Genomic DNA, 16,343 nt, shown 5'->3' on the forward strand with positions numbered 1-16,343 from the left:
GATCGGGGGTGCCACGAACATGCGTAACAAAGTAACTATCACTGTAACCATCGAGTTCTAATCCTACCGTCCGCTTAAGCTTCATTAATCTACCAGATCGGGGGTGTCACGAACATGGAACGTAACGGCGTAAAAATCACTGTAACCATCGAGTTCTAATCCTACCGTCCGCTTAAGCTTCATCAATCTATCAGATCGGGGGTGCCACTAACATGCGTAACAAAGTAACTATCACTGTAACCATCGAGTTCTAATCCTACCGTCCACTTGAGCTTCACCAATCTACCAGATCGGGGGTGTCACGAACATGGAACGTAACGGCGTAAAAATCACTGTAACCATCGAGTTCTAATCCTACCGTCCTCTTAAGCTTCACCAATCGATCAGATCGGGGGTGTCACGAACATGGAACGTAACGGCGTAAAAATCACTGTAACCATCGAGTTCTAATCCTACCGTCCTCTTAAGCTTCACCAATCGATCAGATCGGGGGGGATAAGATATGATTAGTATCCAAATCTTAAATTACTCAGACTTTTACTAAGTTTGTAACCTTGATCTGATTCACAATAAACTGAACAGGGGTGACATTCATGGAGCGCAACTGGTACATCGGCATCGGTATCACTTTTGAATTCTAGAATTAGGCCACTGTTTTTACTAAAACGGCGAGGAGGTGTTTCGAATGGAGCGCAACTGGTACATCGGCATCACCGTCACGATCCCGTTCTAGTTCATATGAAAACCGCCATCTCTAAGGAGATGGCGGTTTTCATGTGCACTTAGACATCCGAGCTGTCATCATAGTCGGCCCGAAAACCATCTTTCGCTGCCAGCGGCTGACCATCGCCATCCTCATCTTGACGGCCGGTGTTCAATCCTTGCTGCAATTGGCCTCCCAACTCAGCCACCTGATTTTGCATGCCCTCATCTTCCGCCACCCCACAAGCTTCGTCCAGCCCCTGTTCGCTCGCATTGCGTTTCTCTTCCACGATTCCATCTCCCCAGCGATTCTTGTAGGTAAAACTTTCGTCCGTTTCTGCTTCAAATTCAGCCATCAAATGGCTTTGGATGCCATCCCGCTCACTCATGTTCGTATCCTCCTACGTGAAATACTCAATTTTGGCCCATGGAAAGTATTCCTCAATCAGCCCTCGCAGATGCAGGTTTATTTTATAGACATCGCTTCCTGCGTACACCCACTTACCCCGCCCATATTTTCCATATTTATAGTCCTCTTAAAAATACAACCAGTACAACGCCACCCCGAGCGCAATCCCATACGCGGCCCCACCCGCCACTTCGATCGGATGGTGCCCGAGCATTTCTTTCAACTGCTTTCTCTTCCGGCGCAACAGATGTCTTGAAAACTCCGGGTCGTCCGTCTCGATGTGCTTGTCAAACGCCGTTTCCAATTCGTTGATCGCAATCGCCTGTTCCCCAGCATGTCTTCGAATGCCCATCGCATCGTACATCACGACCAGGCCGAGCACGACGGCCAATGCAAAATATGCAGAATCGAGCCCCTCTTGCACGCCGATTGCAGCTCCCAGCGCCGTCACCCCCGCCGAATGAGAACTCGGCATGCCGCCCGTGCTAATCATCTGCTTCAGGTCCCACTCGCGGTGGTACAGATAATGCAGCGGAATCTTGATCGCCTGTGCGGTGAAGATCGCAGCGAGGGCAGCAACGAGCGGATAGTTGTCAAGAACACTCAACGAGACGCCCCCCTTTCTCCACGTAGTATGGGCAAAATAAAAAAAATCCCTCATCACATGGATAAGGGATTTCCGAAACGATGGCCTACCAGTTTTGAATCGCGTCCACCGTCTTGCGGTCGAGCTTTTTGATCACCGCGACGAGAAGATCGGCAGCCTGCTCCCAGTCCTTCTTGGACAGAATCGCTGTGTGCGAGTGGATGTAACGGGTCGCAAAGCCCAACGAGATCGTCGGCACGCCATTGTTGGAGATATGGAACTTGCCGCCATCTTGTCCGCCCCCGGTCAGCGCATCGACTTGCAGGTTGATGCCCATCTCCTTCGCCGTGTCATGCATAAGATCGCGCAACGGCACGTTCGGGATCATCGACGTGTCATAGATAAAGCTGAGCGGGCCTTCACCCAAGTTGCAAGTCTGTTGATAGCCTTCAAAGCCCGGCGTGTCATAGGCAACACCGACATCGAGCGCAAACGCGATGTCCGGCTGCACCAGGTTCGCCAAAACCCCAGCGCCGCGCAGTTGAATCTCTTCTTGCACGGTCGCCCCACCATACAGAATGTTCGGGTGCGCTTCGTTTTGCAGACGCTTCAACACCTCGACCGCCAGCCCACAGCCAGCACGATTGTCCAACGCCTTGCCGACCCACAGGTCACCGTTACGCATCGTGGTGAACTCCGATTGCGGTACGATCATGTCGCCCAGACGGATGCCCATCTCTTCAACTTCTTCGCGGGAGGTCGCGCCGACGTCGATAAACATTTCTTTGATTTCTAACACGCGTTCACGGTCTTTCGCCGGAAGCGCGTGCGGTGCTTTCGAACCGACGATCCCGAGCACGTCACCCGTTCTCGTCTTGATCTTGACGCGCTGCGCCAAGACCACGTGCGGCCACCAGCCGCCGAGCGGTTGAAAGCGCAGAAAACCTTTCGGCGTCACGTATGTAACCATCCAGCCGATTTCGTCAAGGTGCCCTGCAAACAAAATCTTCGGACCGTCTGCAACCCCTGTCTTTTTGCCGACGATGCCGCCGAGACGGTCGGTCAAAATCTCTTCCGAAACCGGCTCCAATAGCTCACGCATCTTGATGCGCACCTCGCGCTCAAAACCTGGAATGCCATCCGTGTCGCAGAGGTCTTTTATCATCTTGGTTGTTTCATCCATCTTTCGTTGCCCCCTTTTCTCTAACAGCTCCTACTAATACATACTCCTATGTTATCATGTTCGAAAACATTTCGGAAAGCATAAATATAACCTGTAATCTTGATTCTATGTTTAAATAAATATACGCATTCTATTTTTTGAAAATTTTCGCTATAAACATCTGCTTTTTCACATCAGATCGGATGCCGTGGCGATTCGGTCGTTTATAACGATTGAGTGCGCCGTCTGATGCGTATGTAGCCTTCTGCCACGACTAGGTTGATGATCCAGCACGCCCACACAGCGATCACATAGGCGGTCACATAATCAAGGCTGACCAGCATGGTCAGCGCAATATTGACCACATACAGCGTGTTGTTTGCCAGCGTTACCGCATAGCTGCGTATCATCCACACACGATGCGCTTCTACCTGTCCGCGCCGAATGGTGCGATAGGCCAGCATCGTGCTGTACAGCCAAATGCCATTGAGTAGGAAAAAGCCGGCCGTGGCGATCCATCCGCCCGTCGCATACAATGCGACATAGAGTGCGGGGAGCGTATTGAGCAGGACAGAGCCAATGTACAGTTTCCCAACTGCGCGATGGATGGCCGGACGTTGCACTCTAATTTTTTTCACAAAACCGAGCGGGCCGGCTAGGATGGCGACGACCGCCAGCAGGATATGAACGCGGACTGCCAGGGTCCACAGTTCTTGATTAAAACCGACTGGAATCGTCGACTTGTACATCAAAAACTTGACGAACTCCGGATCGGTCCAAAAATTTTTGGTCAGGGTATGCAAGGCCCACATCAGGGCCACAAAGAGCAGCGGATAGATCGCCCAAGAACTCTTTTTACGCATGAGACGGGATCAACCCCCTTTCGCACAACTAACATATCATTCATACACTTTGCAGCTCCAAAATGCAAGAAAAGTTAGGCGATCTTCAAAGTTTCTTCACATCGCCTTTTGCTGCGCCATCGCAAAACGCCCCCGCAGTCACGCGGAGGCGTTTTTCTCAGCTTTGCGGTTGCAACGCTTGAATGTTGCGCAATGCACAGGTGAAAAATTGAGGTTCCTGTTTTTGACCTGGTTCGTAGTAGGTGATCAGCAGATGATCTTCGCCCGCCTCAAATGCCTGTCCCTTCTCATCGAGCAATTGGAACGGCACCGTCTCCAGCAGACAGTGCTTGTGAATCTCCTGCTCACTCAGCTTCATCTTGGCCCACTCGGCCCCGAGCAGCTCCGGCTGTCCGAGCACCGCTTGAATATAGTGCTGCGCATCGGCCTTGTCGAGCGTACGCTCCCACCAGATCCCGCGCGGTTTGTTTTTAAAACCGATCAGATAGTCGATCTTCATCAGGCCGAGCACGATATCCGATTGCTTCAACCCGTGCACCTGCAAGAACTGATGCAAGCGTCGGAAGAGGTCCTCCACCTGATGCCCGATGCGATTCCAGCCTTGTTCCTCCCAGTAATCGCCAAAGTCTTGGAAGAAATCAAACGCTGATTGAAACTCCTCCGCCACCAGATAGCGCACTGTGCGGTTGGTGCGGTGCGCGTTCCAATATTTCTCCAGCACGTCTTCCACGCGCTTGATGCGAATCACATCGTCGAACGACAGCACATCATTGCTCAAAATCTCATACGGAGCTTTGTCCATAAATTTGTAGCCATATTTGTCCGCATCGAGACGCACACCCACTCCGCGCAACATTTTGAGGAAACCAAGTTGCAACTCCTCGATCTCGAGGGCAAACACATCGTTGAACGTCTTTTTAAACGACTCGTAGTTCTCCTGTGGCAAGCCTGCGATCAAATCCAAGTGCTGGTCGATCTTTCCGGTCGCTTTGACGCCAAGCACCGTATTGGTCAACTTCTCCCAGTTCTGTTTGCGCTGGACGATCTCATTGGTCACATCGTTGGTGGACTGCACACCGATTTCAAAACGGAACAAGCCGGGCGGCGCGTGTTCGGCCAGGTACTCGACAACGCGCGGTTTTAAGATGTCGGCCGTGATCTCAAACTGAAACACCGTGTCCTTGTGCGTTTTGTGCTTTTCGATCAAAAATTCAAAGATCGACAGCGCATAGCGCATATGAATGTTGAATGTGCGGTCAACAAATTTGACCGTTTTCACGCCCGCATCGATCAAGCGCTCCAAATCAGTTTTGGTGCGCTCCAAGTCGAAGTAGCGCACGCCCGTCTCGATCGAAGAGAGGCAATATGAACAGGAAAACGGACAGCCCCGCGAGCATTCAAAATAGACGACGCGGTTGACCAGCGTTGGGAGGTCCTCCTCTTCGAACGGCGACGGAATCTGGTCCAGTTCCAATTTGTCGCGGAAAAACGTCCGTTTGATGCTCCCGTCCGCTTGCCGAAACACGATGCCTGGCACCATCTCCAAGCGGCTCTCACCTGCAAACTCTTGGAGCAGGTGATGGAACGTCTTCTCGCCTTCCCCGACGACGATCGCATCCACTTCCGGAATCCGCTCGATCCATGCTTCCGTATCATAGGACACTTCCGGTCCACCTAGCACAATTTTGACATCGGGTAGCACTTTGCGCAGCATTTCCAAGATCGGGATCGTCTCTTCGATGTTCCAGATGTAGCAGGAAAACCCGATCACATCCGGCTTGCGCTTGTAAATGTCAGCAACGACGTTCATCGGCTGATCTTTGATCGTGTATTCACAAAGGTCGAGATCGGGGAAGTCAGGCTTCGCAAACGCCCGCAGATAGCGCAGGGCAAGGGAAGCATGTATGTATTTTGCATTCAGTGTGGCCAGTACGATTTTCATTTCTTTCCTCCGTGACTCATAGAGTTTCAACGCTCATCATATCGTGATACAAACTGATTTTTTGACAAGGAGGAGTCTGATGATCAACGTCATCCCCATCCATTTCGGTGATCGCATCGCCCTCGGAATCTCCGTCACATTGCCCAAGACCAACCTTGTGATGGTCACCACCGAAAAGGGGTACATCATGTGTGGTGCACTCGATGTCGGGCTGCTCAACGAAAAGCTGGCCAGCCGCGGCATCCTCGCAGGTCGTGCCGTCGGCGTCAAAACGCTCGACGAACTGCTCGCAGCACCGCTTGAATCGACAACGCTCAAAGCTCAGGAACTCGGGATCGTCCCCGGCACCAGCGGCCGAGACGCCATCGAAATCTTGCTCGGTCTCGACCAAGAGGAACGGGTGCAATAAAGTCTGTCTGTCCTCTACCATTCCCAACAAAGGATACACAGAAACACCCCCTGCTTACGCGGGGGGTGTTGTTTTTAGTTGCTCAGCTCATCCAGTCGGATCGCACGGTTATGCGCCGTATGGCTCCACGTCTTGTTGTTCTTCGTAAAGAACGCCACAAGCGTGATCGGGAACCAAGAGATCAGGAAGATTGGATAGACGACCAAAGCTGCATACGCTTTCCAGTTTGCTTTTTCAAGCCACATCGAAAGCGGGAGTTGTGCGAACAACAACGCATTGACCAAAACCCAATATTCGGTCGGCAACAGGACGCGCTGCACGTCGGTGACCGCCCACCAAGACGGCATGACGAGCTGCAGGTACAAAATGATCGCCGTCACCAGAATGATCAAAAGACGCATCGGCTGGAACAGATAGAGCGCAGCATCGAGCATCGCCCAGTTGCGGTTCTTGATGCTCTTGCCAAGCAACGGCCAAAAGTAACGGGACGCACAGTCAAAGTGACCTTGCATCCAGCGCAGGCGCTGGTTGTACGAGGCTTTCATCGTGTTCGGCTTCTCATCATATACTTTTGCATCATGTGCCCAAGTCGGGTAGATGCCGCGCTGCACGCAACGCGCCGTAAATTCAACATCCTCCGTCAAAGAGTGAGCGCCCCAGCCCATCTCTTTGAGCAAATCGGTATCGATGCAGATCCCTGTACCGCCTAACGCGTTGGAAAGTCCCAAGTTGTAACGGGCAAGTTGCCACATACGATTGGTGAAATAGTACGAGATCGCCATGGAAACGGAAATCCATGAGTCGTTCGGGTTCTTGGTGTCCAAGTACCCTTGAATGACGCGATCACCTCGCATCAGCTTCTCGTTCATGTGGATCAGGAAGTCCTTCGCCGCCAAATTGTCAGCGTCGAACATAACGACAGCATCATATTGCCTCTCTAGTTCCCACAGACGCTCCAGCATCCACTCAATCGCAAAGCCTTTGCCGCGCTTCGTATCGTCGAAGCGTTCAAAAGCGATGGCACCGGCATTGCGCACGATCTCAGCCGTGTTGTCGGTGCAGTTGTCACAGATGACAAAGATATCGTAGAGCTCTTTCGGATAATCCAGTTTCTGCAGGTTTTCGATCAGGGGTTCAATAACCTCGGCTTCGTTGTGTGCCGCGACGACAACTGCAAACGATTTCGCCGGAGCATGGGTGATCGTATCTTTCGGTTTTCTCAGACCGAACAGGGATACGCCAACCTGATATGCACTCAAAGCACCAGTCAAACCTTGAAGAGCGATAAACGCACCATCCGCCAGAGTACCAAGTATGCTCATGTAAGTATTCCCTCACTTTTTAGTGCTCTTCTGAACAAACATGCTAACCTACTATAACAGATATGCCATAGCAGGACAAGTATACGCAGATCATAATAATTTTCCTGTTTCGTTCGCAATACACTGTAAAAATTCCTGCAATTTCAATTCGGGAGGTGAACGCACTTGGTCCCTGTCAAAAAGTTGCTCGAAGAACACTGGCAACTCGCTGTCGAAAAGGTGACAGCAGTCGGCCCGGTCTGGCGCGTGCAAACGGTTCAGGGCGATTTTTGCTTCAAGCGCGGCAAGCACAGCCTCGCCAGACTTTTCTTCGACTTCCATGCGATCGAATATTTGTGGAAGCAAGGATTTACCAGCACACCCCGCCTGATTTCCACCGTCTACGGCAACCCGATCATCCAAACGGACGACGGGCCCTTCTTCTTGACGCAATGGGTCGGGCGTCCGCTGCGCTCCACGTCCAAAGCAGAATGGATGCAGGCGGCGCAAACGCTGGGTGAATTCCATCAAGCATCCAAAGGTATCACCTTCCCGCCTGCGATCAAACGATTCACATTTGACGGCAAGTGGACGTTGCGCTTTCAAGAGCGCACCGAGGAGTTGCAGCAGTGTTTTGCTGCCTATCACAAGCCCCGCAATGAATTTGAAAACAAAGTCCACCAGGATGCGTCCGAACTGATGACGATCGCCACTCAGGCCAGCTCCGCATTTGCTGACTCCGACTATGAGCGGCTGGTCGCAGAGCTTGCCCATTCCCCATCTTTGGTGCACAGCAATGTCAAAGCGGAAAACTTCTCCGTGGCGCAAAGCGGTGCGGTGTCCCTCATAGACTTCGACAGCTTTCGGATCGATCTGCCCGTGCAGGACCTCGCCAACCTGTTCCAAGATTTACTGCCCGCGCTAAACTGGTCACCCGATGATGCTTTGGACATTTTTGCCGCCTATCAGCAAGCTCGCCCCGTAGACCCCGTGGAGATCCCAGTGCTGCTCGCCTACCTCGCCTATCCGCATCGCGTATACAAAGAAATTCGCAAATACAGCACCCAGCCCGATCGCCCGCTGCAAAAATGTCTGCGCAAGTGGCAACCCGCGTTGGACGAAATGTATCAGAGTCATGAATTTTTGAAAAAATGGGCAATTCCGCTGAAAAGATGTGTACAATAAGCATAGACTGAGAAGACAAGCGAGGTATTGTACACATGCTGCATGCATTGATCGAATGGCTCTCCAGCATCGCGACAGGGCTGATCGAAACATTTGGGCACTGGGGCATCTTTTGGGGAATGTTGATCGAAAGCGCCTGCATCCCGCTGCCGAGCGAGGTTATCATGCTGTACGGCGGCTTTAAGGCAGAAGAGGGCTTGCTCTCGTTCTGGCCGGTCGTCTGGGCAGGTGTGTTCGGCAATTTGGTAGGGTCGGTGCTCACCTATTGGATCGGAGCCAACGGCGGACGACAGTTCTTGCAAAAATATGGCAAGTATGTGCTGATCAACGAAAAGCACATTCATACCGCCGACCGCTGGTTTGCAAAATATGGCGATTGGGCCGCGTTTTTTGGACGCAATCTGCCCGTCATCCGCACATTCATCTCGCTGCCCGCCGGGATTGCGCGGATGAACTTCTGGAAATTCACAATCTTCACCTTCATCGGCTGCATACCGTGGAACTGGGCGCTGACTTGGGCCGGTTTCAAACTCGGGACCAACTGGCACGCCGTCGAACCGTACATCAAGCCGTTCTCCTACGGCATCTTGGGTCTTTTGATCGTCGCGGTGCTCTGGTTTCTCTTCAAAAGCCTGCGCTCCCGCTTGGCACATTAATTCAACCAAAACAAAACCCGCGCCTGCAAGTTGCAGGACGCGGGTTTTTGCTTATGCATTCGCAGCTTTCGTCTCGCCTGAGCGGCTGACATAAATGCGATAGAACACAAAGGCCAGCACAGTCAGGATGACACCTGCAATGTACGGCGAGTTGATCGACAGCACGTAGACCGCTCCTCCAAGTGGCGGGCCACCGATCCGGCCCAAAGATTCGAAGGAGGACAATAACCCCGTAGCGGCGCCTTGTCCAACTGTCGTGCGCTTCGAGATCAATGCTGAGACGGCCGGACGAATCAGACCGTTGCCAATTCCAAAAATGGACAGGAACAGCGCTGCCGTCCAAAACGAGTTGGTTAACAGAATCAAGGCAAAGCCGATCGCCGAGATGAGCAGGCCGAGTTGGATGACCATGCCTTCACCGCGCTTCTTGATCAGTCTGCCGACCAAACCGCCTTGAACGAATGCCCCTGCCAGCCCCATGATCATGAAGATGTAGCCGAGGTGCAGCGTATCAAGACCCGCCTTGTCGGCCGCAAAGTAGGCAAACGTGCCTTCGAGCGCCGACAGCGAGAAGGTGACGAAGAACATCAGTACATAGAGATAGGACAGCGAGCCAGAAAATGCTTTCCAGCGCGGCTCTGCCACACCTTTTTTCATGCGCTTTTCAGGCGGCAACGACTCTTTGAGCACGAAGAGCACGAATAGGAACGTGATCGCCGAAACGAAACCCGCGATGAAAAATGGGGTGGAGTAGCTTTCAGCGGAGAAAATACCGCCGATCGCCGGACCGAAAATGAAGCCGAGGCCGACCGATGCGCCGATCATCCCCATGCCTTTGCCCCGATTTTCCGGGGACGTGATGTCTGCCACATAAGCCATGACTGTCGGCATGTTCGCCGAGGAGAGGAAGCCCGCGAGAATCCGGGATACGAACAGCATCCAGAGCTGGTCAGACACGGCAAACAGGAAGAACGACAGCGCCAGTCCCGAGATGCCGATCAGAATGACCGGTTTGCGACCGATGCGATCGGAGATGCCGCCCCACATCGGGGCAAACAGGAATTGCATCACCGAGTAGGAAGCCATCAACAACCCCAATTGGAACGGAGAAGCTCCAAGTTCTTCTGCAAAGAATGGCATGACCGGGATGATGATCCCAAATCCCAGCATGACGAGGAACATGACCGCAAACAAAATGCCTAACGCTTTCTTGTTCACCCTCTAAACACCCTTTCTTGCGCCTGTTACAGATTAGCGTCCGCGACGGAACGCTTTTGCGAGGAATGCGCCAAGGAATGCACCGATCAACGCCAGGATGATATCGGTCACAATCGGTGTTGCCGTACCTCCGAGGTCGATGATCGGCCCAAAGGACAGGTGCAGCATATGGCCGCCCACAAACATCAAACCTTGCGCCAAAATCACACCTAAAATGATCGAAAGCACCTTCGGTGCTTTACGCGAAAACGTGGCGATCAACGCTGATACAATCGCAACGCCCCAAGTAAACAGCATAAATGTGCCAGACAAAGTGAAAAGCCCCCTTTGTGATATGTACCACATTCTATTTTAGACTACTCTGCCATTCCGTGCCACTCAAAGCGAAAAGCCTGGCCCGCAAAGGACCAGGCTTTTCTCTTCACAGCTTAGACAAGGCGTTTGCGGATCGAACCAGACACGTAGTCGATGATCATGACTACGAGGATGATACCGACGAGGATCGCACCGACGCGATGCCAGTCATGGCCCATCAGCGCGAACAACAGCGGTGTACCGATACCGCCTGCACCGACCATCCCGAGGACGGATGCGGCACGAACGTTGATCTCGAACTTGTAAAGCGCGTAGGACATGAACTCCGGCAATACTTGCGGCAAGACGGCGAACCACATCGTTTGAATGCGGTTGGCACCGGAAGCGGTCATCGCTTCGATCGCGCCTTCGTCCATGTTTTCAATCGCTTCGGAATACAATTTCCCGATCATCCCGATCGAGTGGAACCCGATCGCGAGCACACCGGCAAACGGTCCTGGACCAACTGCAACGATGAAGATGATCGCGACGATCAATTCTGGCAAAGTACGGATGACGTTCAGAATGCGCTTGCCAAGCGAGGAAACCCAACGCCGCTTACTCATGTTCGTAGCGGCGAGGAAGCCGAACGGAACGGCGAGCGTTGCGGCAATCGTCGTCCCGAGAAGAGCGATCGCCAGCGTCATGAACATGTTGTCGATTACGCCTTCATCTTCTGGAATGAACGACCACTCGACATCGAAGAGCTGCGAGACGATCGCGCCTGCGACCGGCAACGATTCCTGGACTTTGCTGACGTCCACTTCCATCCCAGAGAAACACCACGTATACAGGAGGATGAAGAAAATGACATAGAGAACGAGTTTTATTTTTTGACCGAGCGTCTTCGGCGGCGCTGCCAATGCTTTCTTTTGTTGGCTCATAGCAGTTTCTCCCGGATTCTAGTACTGATCGTATCGATAAGGATTACGATGACAAGGGTGAAGAGGATGATCGAAGCGACATGCGTGTACTGGTACATCGCAAGCGCGGTGTTCAGCACGTGACCAATCCCGCCAGCGCCGACGAGACCGAGGATCGCTGAAGCACGAACACACACTTCAAACGTATAAAACAGATAGGCCATAAATGCCGGCAATGCCTGCGGCACAACGGCAAAGCTGATAAATTGAATCTTGTTCGCCCCGACGGCGGTCATCGCTTCAAGCGGGCCTGGGTCGATCGTTTCCACTGACTCGTAACAAAGCTTCGCGATGATACCGAATGAGAACAGGGTGAGAGCAAGCACACCTGCGAACGGACCAAGACCGACGACAGCAACAAAAATACCTGCGAAGAGCAGTTCCGGAATGGTACGCACGATATTTAAGAACGTGCGAGCGACGGTGGTGACTTTCTTGCCGAAAACATTGTTCGACGAGAGCAGGATCACCGGTATGGCGAGGATCGCGCCAAATGTCGTACCGAGGATCGCCATCTGCACCGTCTCCAGCATCGGGTCGAGGATTTCCATGAAATATTTAAAATCGGGCGGCCAGAGCTGAGCCATCATGTTCCCGATGTTGGGCAGACCTTCGATCAGTTCCCCGATGTCCGCATCAACGCCCCGCCACGAGATCACATAGAGGATCGCCATGATCAAAAAGATGATCGTGAACTTCAGTTTCGATGGAGCTTTGATCGATTTTTGCGGCTGACTCATACGCCTTCCTCCACAGCGCCGAGCAGCTCATCTTTATTGATCTGACGGCCGTAGATTTCAGCAAACACCTGATCGGTCGCCTCTTCGACCGGACCGTCAAACACCACTTTACCAGCGCGAAGGCCGATGATGCGCGTGCCGTACTCGCGAGCAAGGTCGAGGAAGTGCAAGTTGACGACGGTGGTGATGCCGAGTTCACGATTGATACGCTTCAAGTCGTTCATAACTTGACGCGTGGTCAACGGGTCAAGAGAAGCGACCGGTTCGTCAGCGAGAATGATCTTTGCTTCCTGCGCCAGAGCGCGGGCGATCGAGACGCGCTGTTGCTGACCGCCGGACAGCTCGTCCGCACGCGCATATGCCTTTTCCTTGATGTTGACACGACCCAACGCATCCAGCGCCAGTTCGATGTCGCGCTTCGGCCAGAGACCGAGCAAGGTGCGCAGCGTGCCGTGGTATCCAACGCGCCCAGAGAGGACGTTGCGGATGACAGAAACACGCTTGACGAGATTGAAATTTTGGAAAATCATGCCGATGTCACGGCGAAAGCGGCGCAGTTCTGCACCTTTTGCACCGGTGATCGACTGACCGTCGATCAAAATATCACCTTCACTGATTTCATGAAGACGGTTGATCGAGCGAAGCAGTGTCGATTTCCCTGCACCAGAAAGGCCAACGATGATTACAAATTCACCCGGATGAATCGTCAAATTGATATTATCCAGGCCGACAGTCCCATTGGGATACACTTTTTTCACGTTCTTAAATTCGATCATTCTCTTCCCAACTTTCGTTTCGGTCTAAGTTATCACACGTGATGGATACTAGCTAGTATTCGCTCCGCAAAGGGGAAAGTATCCACGGAAAGGCAAGTACCATTGTATCTAAAAGCGCTTTCAAAAGAAAGATAAACTTTGTAGTTTTTCGACGTATTTCTCATATCTCCGATTCCGATTCGACATTTACGGTATAATAGAGAACAGGAAAGGAAGGGATATTGGATAATGGATCTATCACGCGTTCAACTGATCGTCTATGATTTGGACGGCACCCTTTATGAAGACACTCATCACTTTGATTATTACGCAAACGAATTGAAGAAGCGTTTACCTGAAGATGTGCAGGCGAAATTCCAAGCGGAATACGAGGCGGCGCAGCAAGATCAGCACCCACTGCGCATCGGACGTACATACGATGCTAACCGCGACTTGATTCTCGTGCAATTGAAAGGCGATGTCAAGCAGGTATTCCATTGGGACGGCACCGAACTCCCGGCGGAGCAAGTCAAATCGCTCTACCCGGAGCCGGTCACCGTCAACCTCGAAGACATGTTTTCGATCGGTGACATGTGGTGGGTACCGGGCTGTATGGCTCGCCATTACGGCTTGAACGACGCCGGAACGAGCGAAGCGTTTCTCGCCACCCGCGAGTTTATGATGGGGCCCGATTTCCACATGAACCGCATCCCCGGTCTGGTCGAAGCGATCGCAGAGTCGCGCGCAGGTGGCGTGAAGCAAGTGCTGGTCACCAATTCGCCAGAAGTGGACTCGACCAAAATCTTGGAGAAACTCGGCCTGCTCGACTCTTTCGATCTCAAAGTGTTCAGCGCCCGCAAACCGTCTGGCACCAAAGCGGTGTTCGCGCGCATCCATGAGCAGTTCGACCTGCCGTACGCGCAGTTCCTCTCCATCGGAGATAACTGGGTCAACGAGATTCTGCCCGCGTTCGAACTGGGCTGTCAGTCGGTCTACATCGACCCGCACGGCATCGGCAAAGACTGGGAATGCGACAAGCGCATCTCCTCGATGGAACAGGCATTGACCCTGATCGCAACTGCAGGCAGACCATAAGCATGATAAAAGGCACAGCGGACATCACCGCTGTGCCTTGTTTTTTACAGTTTGAACTTACCAGCGTCATCCTCAAGCCCTTCCGCGAGGTTGGCCAAGCCGTTCGAGTTTTCGGCGATGGTCTGCACCATGGCGACTATCTCTTCGGTGGCCGCGGTCGTCTCTTCGACGCTCGCCACCATTTCGGAGGCCATCTCTTTGACCGCGTACACCGCATCGGCACCCGTTGTGGTGATCGCTTCCTGCTGGCCCGCTTCACGGCTGATCTCGACGATCTGCCCTTCTACCGCACCGATGTGGCGCAAAATCTCGGCAAACGCCGCCCCGGTGGCATGCACCGCATCGACGCCTTTATCAAGCTGATCATTCAAAAGTCCTGTCGTTTCACACACGTCCAGCACGCTTTGTTTGATCCGCTCGACGAGCGCTTCGATCTCTTCGGTCGTGCCGCGCGTCTGCTCGGACAACTTGCCCACTTCGCTGGCTACGATCACAAATCCACGACCATGTTCCCCGGCCCGCGCCGCTTCGATCGAGGCGTTGAGGGCCAACATCCCGGTCTGCGTGGAGATCGCTTTGATCCGATCGACCATCAAGATGATCTCTTCGGCGGCCACTTGTAAGGCCAGCACTTTTTGCTCGCTTTCCTGCGAGGAAGTCTTGATCATCCGCATCGTCTCGATCGAGCGGTCCACCTGCTGATGTCCATGCCCAGCCGCATCCTTCATCTGCTCAGCCGCCAAGACGGCCGAATTGGCATGACCTGTGATCGTTTGCGATTGGTCGGACAATGTGCTCAGCTGTTGGGCCGCCTCTTCGACCTGCCCAAATGTGCGATCGACCAGCGAACGAATGTCTTCCGCCGAGGCTGCGATCATCTGCAAAGACCCGCGCGCCTCTTCGGTCGAAGCAGCAAATTCCCGCGAGTTTTCCGAGAGTTGGAACGAGCCTTCGTGCACTCCTTTGGCCAGCTTGCGCAGCCCATCGGTCATCGCGAGGAACGCTTGCGTAATCTCGCCGATCTCGTCGTGGCGCGTGCTCGCAGCCAATTGCTTCGTCTCGGAGCTTTGCGACAGATCCCCAGCTGCGACTCGTACCATCGCTCTGCTGATGCGGCGCAAGGGGGTGGACAGGATCTTGTAAAACAGGACGGACAACAAGGCCCCGATGCCAAGCAATAAGAGGAGAGCGACAGCGGCTGCGATCAGCAATTTATCGCGGATCTGCGCCCCCGTTTGGGAAACGGTCTCCGAAGCCAAAAAGCCGATCGACTGCCCGTACACATCGATCAATTTGTCTGCGCTTTCGACATGCTGTCCCAGCGCATCATTTGTCGAAACGTTGAACGGCTCGTTTGCATTCGCCACCTTAGCGGCCAACAGTGCCGCCCTACTGTCGTCAAACTGCTCGTTGGTCGTCACGACCGTCTCCCCGTCAAAGACGGTGATGTCCGTCTTGTTGACCGCCTGTATCGTCGCCAAGAACTCCTTATCGACGGTGCGCGTAAAGATCAGTACGCCGTTGGGGGCTTTCGTTCCATCTTCATTGCTGACCCTCGCAAGCGTCACCATCTGCAACCCGCGCTCGGTGCGTGCCAAACCGGTCAAGTTCATCTCGTTGCCCATCTGCTTGATCATCTCTGGCAGTTGTCCAGCCAGATTGAGCGGTTGATGCTCCCGCTTGACCAGCACCACGCCGTTCAGGTCGGTCACATAGACGGACGATAGCGAGGTGACCACATCGATCACCGGAAGGACGCTATCTTCGAGAAATTGCTTGTCCATTTTTTCAATCGCCGCATGGTGCTCGGACCAGTACGCATTGGTCTTGGCGGTCGAAGCGATCTGCGAACCGATCACATCGAACATCTGATAGGCGGCCTGCAAGTTGCTGACCCCGCGCTCCGATTCGATATTAGCCAAACTTTTTTGCAAATCAGCATAAAACCAATACCCAGCAATAGATAGCGGAACTATTATTAAAGAGAAAATAGCTACTAATATTTTGGTGGTAATCGTCTTATTCATGTTGGGCCCCCTTTCA

At 53.0% G+C, this 16,343-nt stretch carries 16 protein-coding genes and 1 pseudogene; 4 read left to right on the forward strand and 13 right to left on the reverse strand.

Annotated features, from left to right (window positions below; all coding sequences use genetic code 11):
* Window positions 1–782: 782 nt before the first annotated feature.
* The 6 genes and pseudogenes from CIG75_RS15255 to CIG75_RS15275 all read right to left on the reverse strand — a co-directional run bounded on the left by CIG75_RS15255 (window position 783) and on the right by CIG75_RS15275 (window position 5,664).
* A complete protein-coding gene (locus tag CIG75_RS15255) occupies window positions 783–1,091 on the reverse strand; it encodes a hypothetical protein (RefSeq protein ID WP_094237394.1) in 309 nt (102 codons plus the stop codon).
* A 12-nt stretch (window positions 1,092–1,103) separates the two neighbouring features.
* Window positions 1,104–1,223: pseudogene (locus CIG75_RS21640) on the reverse strand (spore photoproduct lyase family protein); the annotation flags it as partial.
* 15 nt (window positions 1,224–1,238) lie between these two features.
* The gene (locus tag CIG75_RS15260; RefSeq protein ID WP_094237395.1) at window positions 1,239–1,718 is read right to left on the reverse strand and encodes a divergent PAP2 family protein; all 480 of its coding nucleotides are present in this window, start codon (window positions 1,716–1,718) and stop codon (window positions 1,239–1,241) included.
* Window positions 1,719–1,803: 85 nt separating this feature from the next.
* Window positions 1,804–2,880, reverse strand: a complete 1,077-nt coding sequence (locus CIG75_RS15265; protein WP_094237396.1) for a M42 family metallopeptidase — start codon at window positions 2,878–2,880, stop codon at window positions 1,804–1,806.
* A 203-nt stretch (window positions 2,881–3,083) separates the two neighbouring features.
* Window positions 3,084–3,722: a DUF2306 domain-containing protein gene (locus tag CIG75_RS15270; RefSeq protein WP_094237397.1), complete on the reverse strand. Its 639-nt coding sequence runs from the start codon at window positions 3,720–3,722 to the stop codon at window positions 3,084–3,086.
* Window positions 3,723–3,879: 157 nt separating this feature from the next.
* Window positions 3,880–5,664, reverse strand: coding sequence for a B12-binding domain-containing radical SAM protein (locus tag CIG75_RS15275; RefSeq protein ID WP_094237398.1), 1,785 nt, complete (start codon window positions 5,662–5,664; stop codon window positions 3,880–3,882).
* Between the two features lie 79 nt (window positions 5,665–5,743).
* Between CIG75_RS15275 and CIG75_RS15280 the strand changes: the two genes are divergently transcribed.
* Window positions 5,744–6,073 carry a YunC family protein gene (locus CIG75_RS15280; RefSeq protein ID WP_094237399.1) on the forward strand — a complete coding sequence of 110 codons (330 nt, stop codon included), beginning with the start codon at window positions 5,744–5,746 and terminating at the stop codon, window positions 6,071–6,073.
* A gap of 74 nt (window positions 6,074–6,147) precedes the next feature.
* Here CIG75_RS15280 and CIG75_RS15285 read toward each other — a convergent pair whose 3' ends face one another.
* Window positions 6,148–7,395 carry a glycosyltransferase family 2 protein gene (locus CIG75_RS15285; RefSeq protein ID WP_094237400.1) on the reverse strand — a complete coding sequence of 416 codons (1,248 nt, stop codon included), beginning with the start codon at window positions 7,393–7,395 and terminating at the stop codon, window positions 6,148–6,150.
* 165 nt (window positions 7,396–7,560) lie between these two features.
* Here CIG75_RS15285 and CIG75_RS15290 point away from each other — a divergent pair, with 165 nt between their 5' ends.
* Window positions 7,561–8,559: a CotS family spore coat protein gene (locus tag CIG75_RS15290; RefSeq protein ID WP_094237401.1), complete on the forward strand. Its 999-nt coding sequence runs from the start codon at window positions 7,561–7,563 to the stop codon at window positions 8,557–8,559.
* Window positions 8,560–8,594: 35 nt separating this feature from the next.
* Window positions 8,595–9,215: a DedA family protein gene (locus tag CIG75_RS15295; protein WP_094237402.1), complete on the forward strand. Its 621-nt coding sequence runs from the start codon at window positions 8,595–8,597 to the stop codon at window positions 9,213–9,215.
* Between the two features lie 51 nt (window positions 9,216–9,266).
* Here the strand turns inward: CIG75_RS15295 and CIG75_RS15300 are convergent, their stop codons facing one another.
* From CIG75_RS15300 to phnC, 5 genes are all read right to left on the reverse strand, one after another.
* Window positions 9,267–10,397 (reverse strand): MFS transporter, encoded by a 1,131-nt coding sequence (locus CIG75_RS15300; RefSeq protein ID WP_094238461.1) that lies wholly within the window; start codon window positions 10,395–10,397, stop codon window positions 9,267–9,269.
* 69 nt (window positions 10,398–10,466) lie between these two features.
* A complete protein-coding gene (locus CIG75_RS15305) occupies window positions 10,467–10,745 on the reverse strand; it encodes a hypothetical protein (protein WP_094237403.1) in 279 nt (92 codons plus the stop codon).
* Between the two features lie 116 nt (window positions 10,746–10,861).
* Entirely contained in the window at window positions 10,862–11,671 is an 810-nt protein-coding gene (gene phnE, locus CIG75_RS15310) for a phosphonate ABC transporter, permease protein PhnE (protein WP_094237404.1), read from the reverse strand.
* Window positions 11,668–12,450: a phosphonate ABC transporter, permease protein PhnE gene (phnE, locus tag CIG75_RS15315; protein ID WP_094237405.1), complete on the reverse strand. Its 783-nt coding sequence runs from the start codon at window positions 12,448–12,450 to the stop codon at window positions 11,668–11,670. Before phnE (CIG75_RS15315) ends, phnE (CIG75_RS15310) begins: the two co-directional genes overlap by 4 nt.
* On the reverse strand, window positions 12,447–13,226 hold the full coding sequence (phnC, locus tag CIG75_RS15320) for a phosphonate ABC transporter ATP-binding protein (protein WP_094237406.1): 780 nt from the start codon (window positions 13,224–13,226) through the stop codon (window positions 12,447–12,449). Before phnC ends, phnE (CIG75_RS15315) begins: the two co-directional genes overlap by 4 nt.
* Window positions 13,227–13,454: 228 nt before the next feature.
* Between phnC and CIG75_RS15325 the strand changes: the two genes are divergently transcribed.
* Entirely contained in the window at window positions 13,455–14,300 is an 846-nt protein-coding gene (locus CIG75_RS15325) for an HAD family hydrolase (RefSeq protein WP_094237407.1), read from the forward strand.
* Window positions 14,301–14,344: 44 nt separating this feature from the next.
* Here the strand turns inward: CIG75_RS15325 and CIG75_RS15330 are convergent, their stop codons facing one another.
* Entirely contained in the window at window positions 14,345–16,327 is a 1,983-nt protein-coding gene (locus CIG75_RS15330) for a methyl-accepting chemotaxis protein (protein ID WP_094237408.1), read from the reverse strand.
* Between the last annotated feature and the right edge of the window lie 16 nt (window positions 16,328–16,343).

It is taken from the genome of Tumebacillus algifaecis, from assembly GCF_002243515.1.
In the GTDB taxonomy this organism is placed as follows: Bacteria; Bacillota; Bacilli; order Tumebacillales; family Tumebacillaceae; genus Tumebacillus_A; species Tumebacillus_A algifaecis.

Excerpts from the sequence above, each read along its gene's own strand:
- CIG75_RS15255 (WP_094237394.1), bottom strand. The coding sequence starts at position 1,091 with ATGAGTGAGCGGGATGGCATCCAAAGCCATTTGATGGCTGAATTTGAA.
- CIG75_RS15265 (WP_094237396.1), bottom strand. The coding sequence starts at position 2,880 with ATGGATGAAACAACCAAGATGATAAAAGACCTCTGCGACACGGATGGC.
- CIG75_RS15270 (WP_094237397.1), bottom strand. The coding sequence starts at position 3,722 with ATGCGTAAAAAGAGTTCTTGGGCGATCTATCCGCTGCTCTTTGTGGCC.
- CIG75_RS15275 (WP_094237398.1), bottom strand. The coding sequence starts at position 5,664 with ATGAAAATCGTACTGGCCACACTGAATGCAAAATACATACATGCTTCC.
- CIG75_RS15280 (WP_094237399.1), top strand. The coding sequence starts at position 5,744 with ATGATCAACGTCATCCCCATCCATTTCGGTGATCGCATCGCCCTCGGA.
- CIG75_RS15285 (WP_094237400.1), bottom strand. The coding sequence starts at position 7,395 with ATGAGCATACTTGGTACTCTGGCGGATGGTGCGTTTATCGCTCTTCAA.
- CIG75_RS15295 (WP_094237402.1), top strand. The coding sequence starts at position 8,595 with ATGCTGCATGCATTGATCGAATGGCTCTCCAGCATCGCGACAGGGCTG.
- CIG75_RS15300 (WP_094238461.1), bottom strand. The coding sequence starts at position 10,397 with ATGTTCCTCGTCATGCTGGGATTTGGGATCATCATCCCGGTCATGCCA.
- phnE (WP_094237404.1), bottom strand. The coding sequence starts at position 11,671 with ATGAGCCAACAAAAGAAAGCATTGGCAGCGCCGCCGAAGACGCTCGGT.
- phnE (WP_094237405.1), bottom strand. The coding sequence starts at position 12,450 with ATGAGTCAGCCGCAAAAATCGATCAAAGCTCCATCGAAACTGAAGTTC.
- phnC (WP_094237406.1), bottom strand. The coding sequence starts at position 13,226 with ATGATCGAATTTAAGAACGTGAAAAAAGTGTATCCCAATGGGACTGTC.
- CIG75_RS15325 (WP_094237407.1), top strand. The coding sequence starts at position 13,455 with ATGGATCTATCACGCGTTCAACTGATCGTCTATGATTTGGACGGCACC.
- CIG75_RS15330 (WP_094237408.1), bottom strand. The coding sequence starts at position 16,327 with ATGAATAAGACGATTACCACCAAAATATTAGTAGCTATTTTCTCTTTA.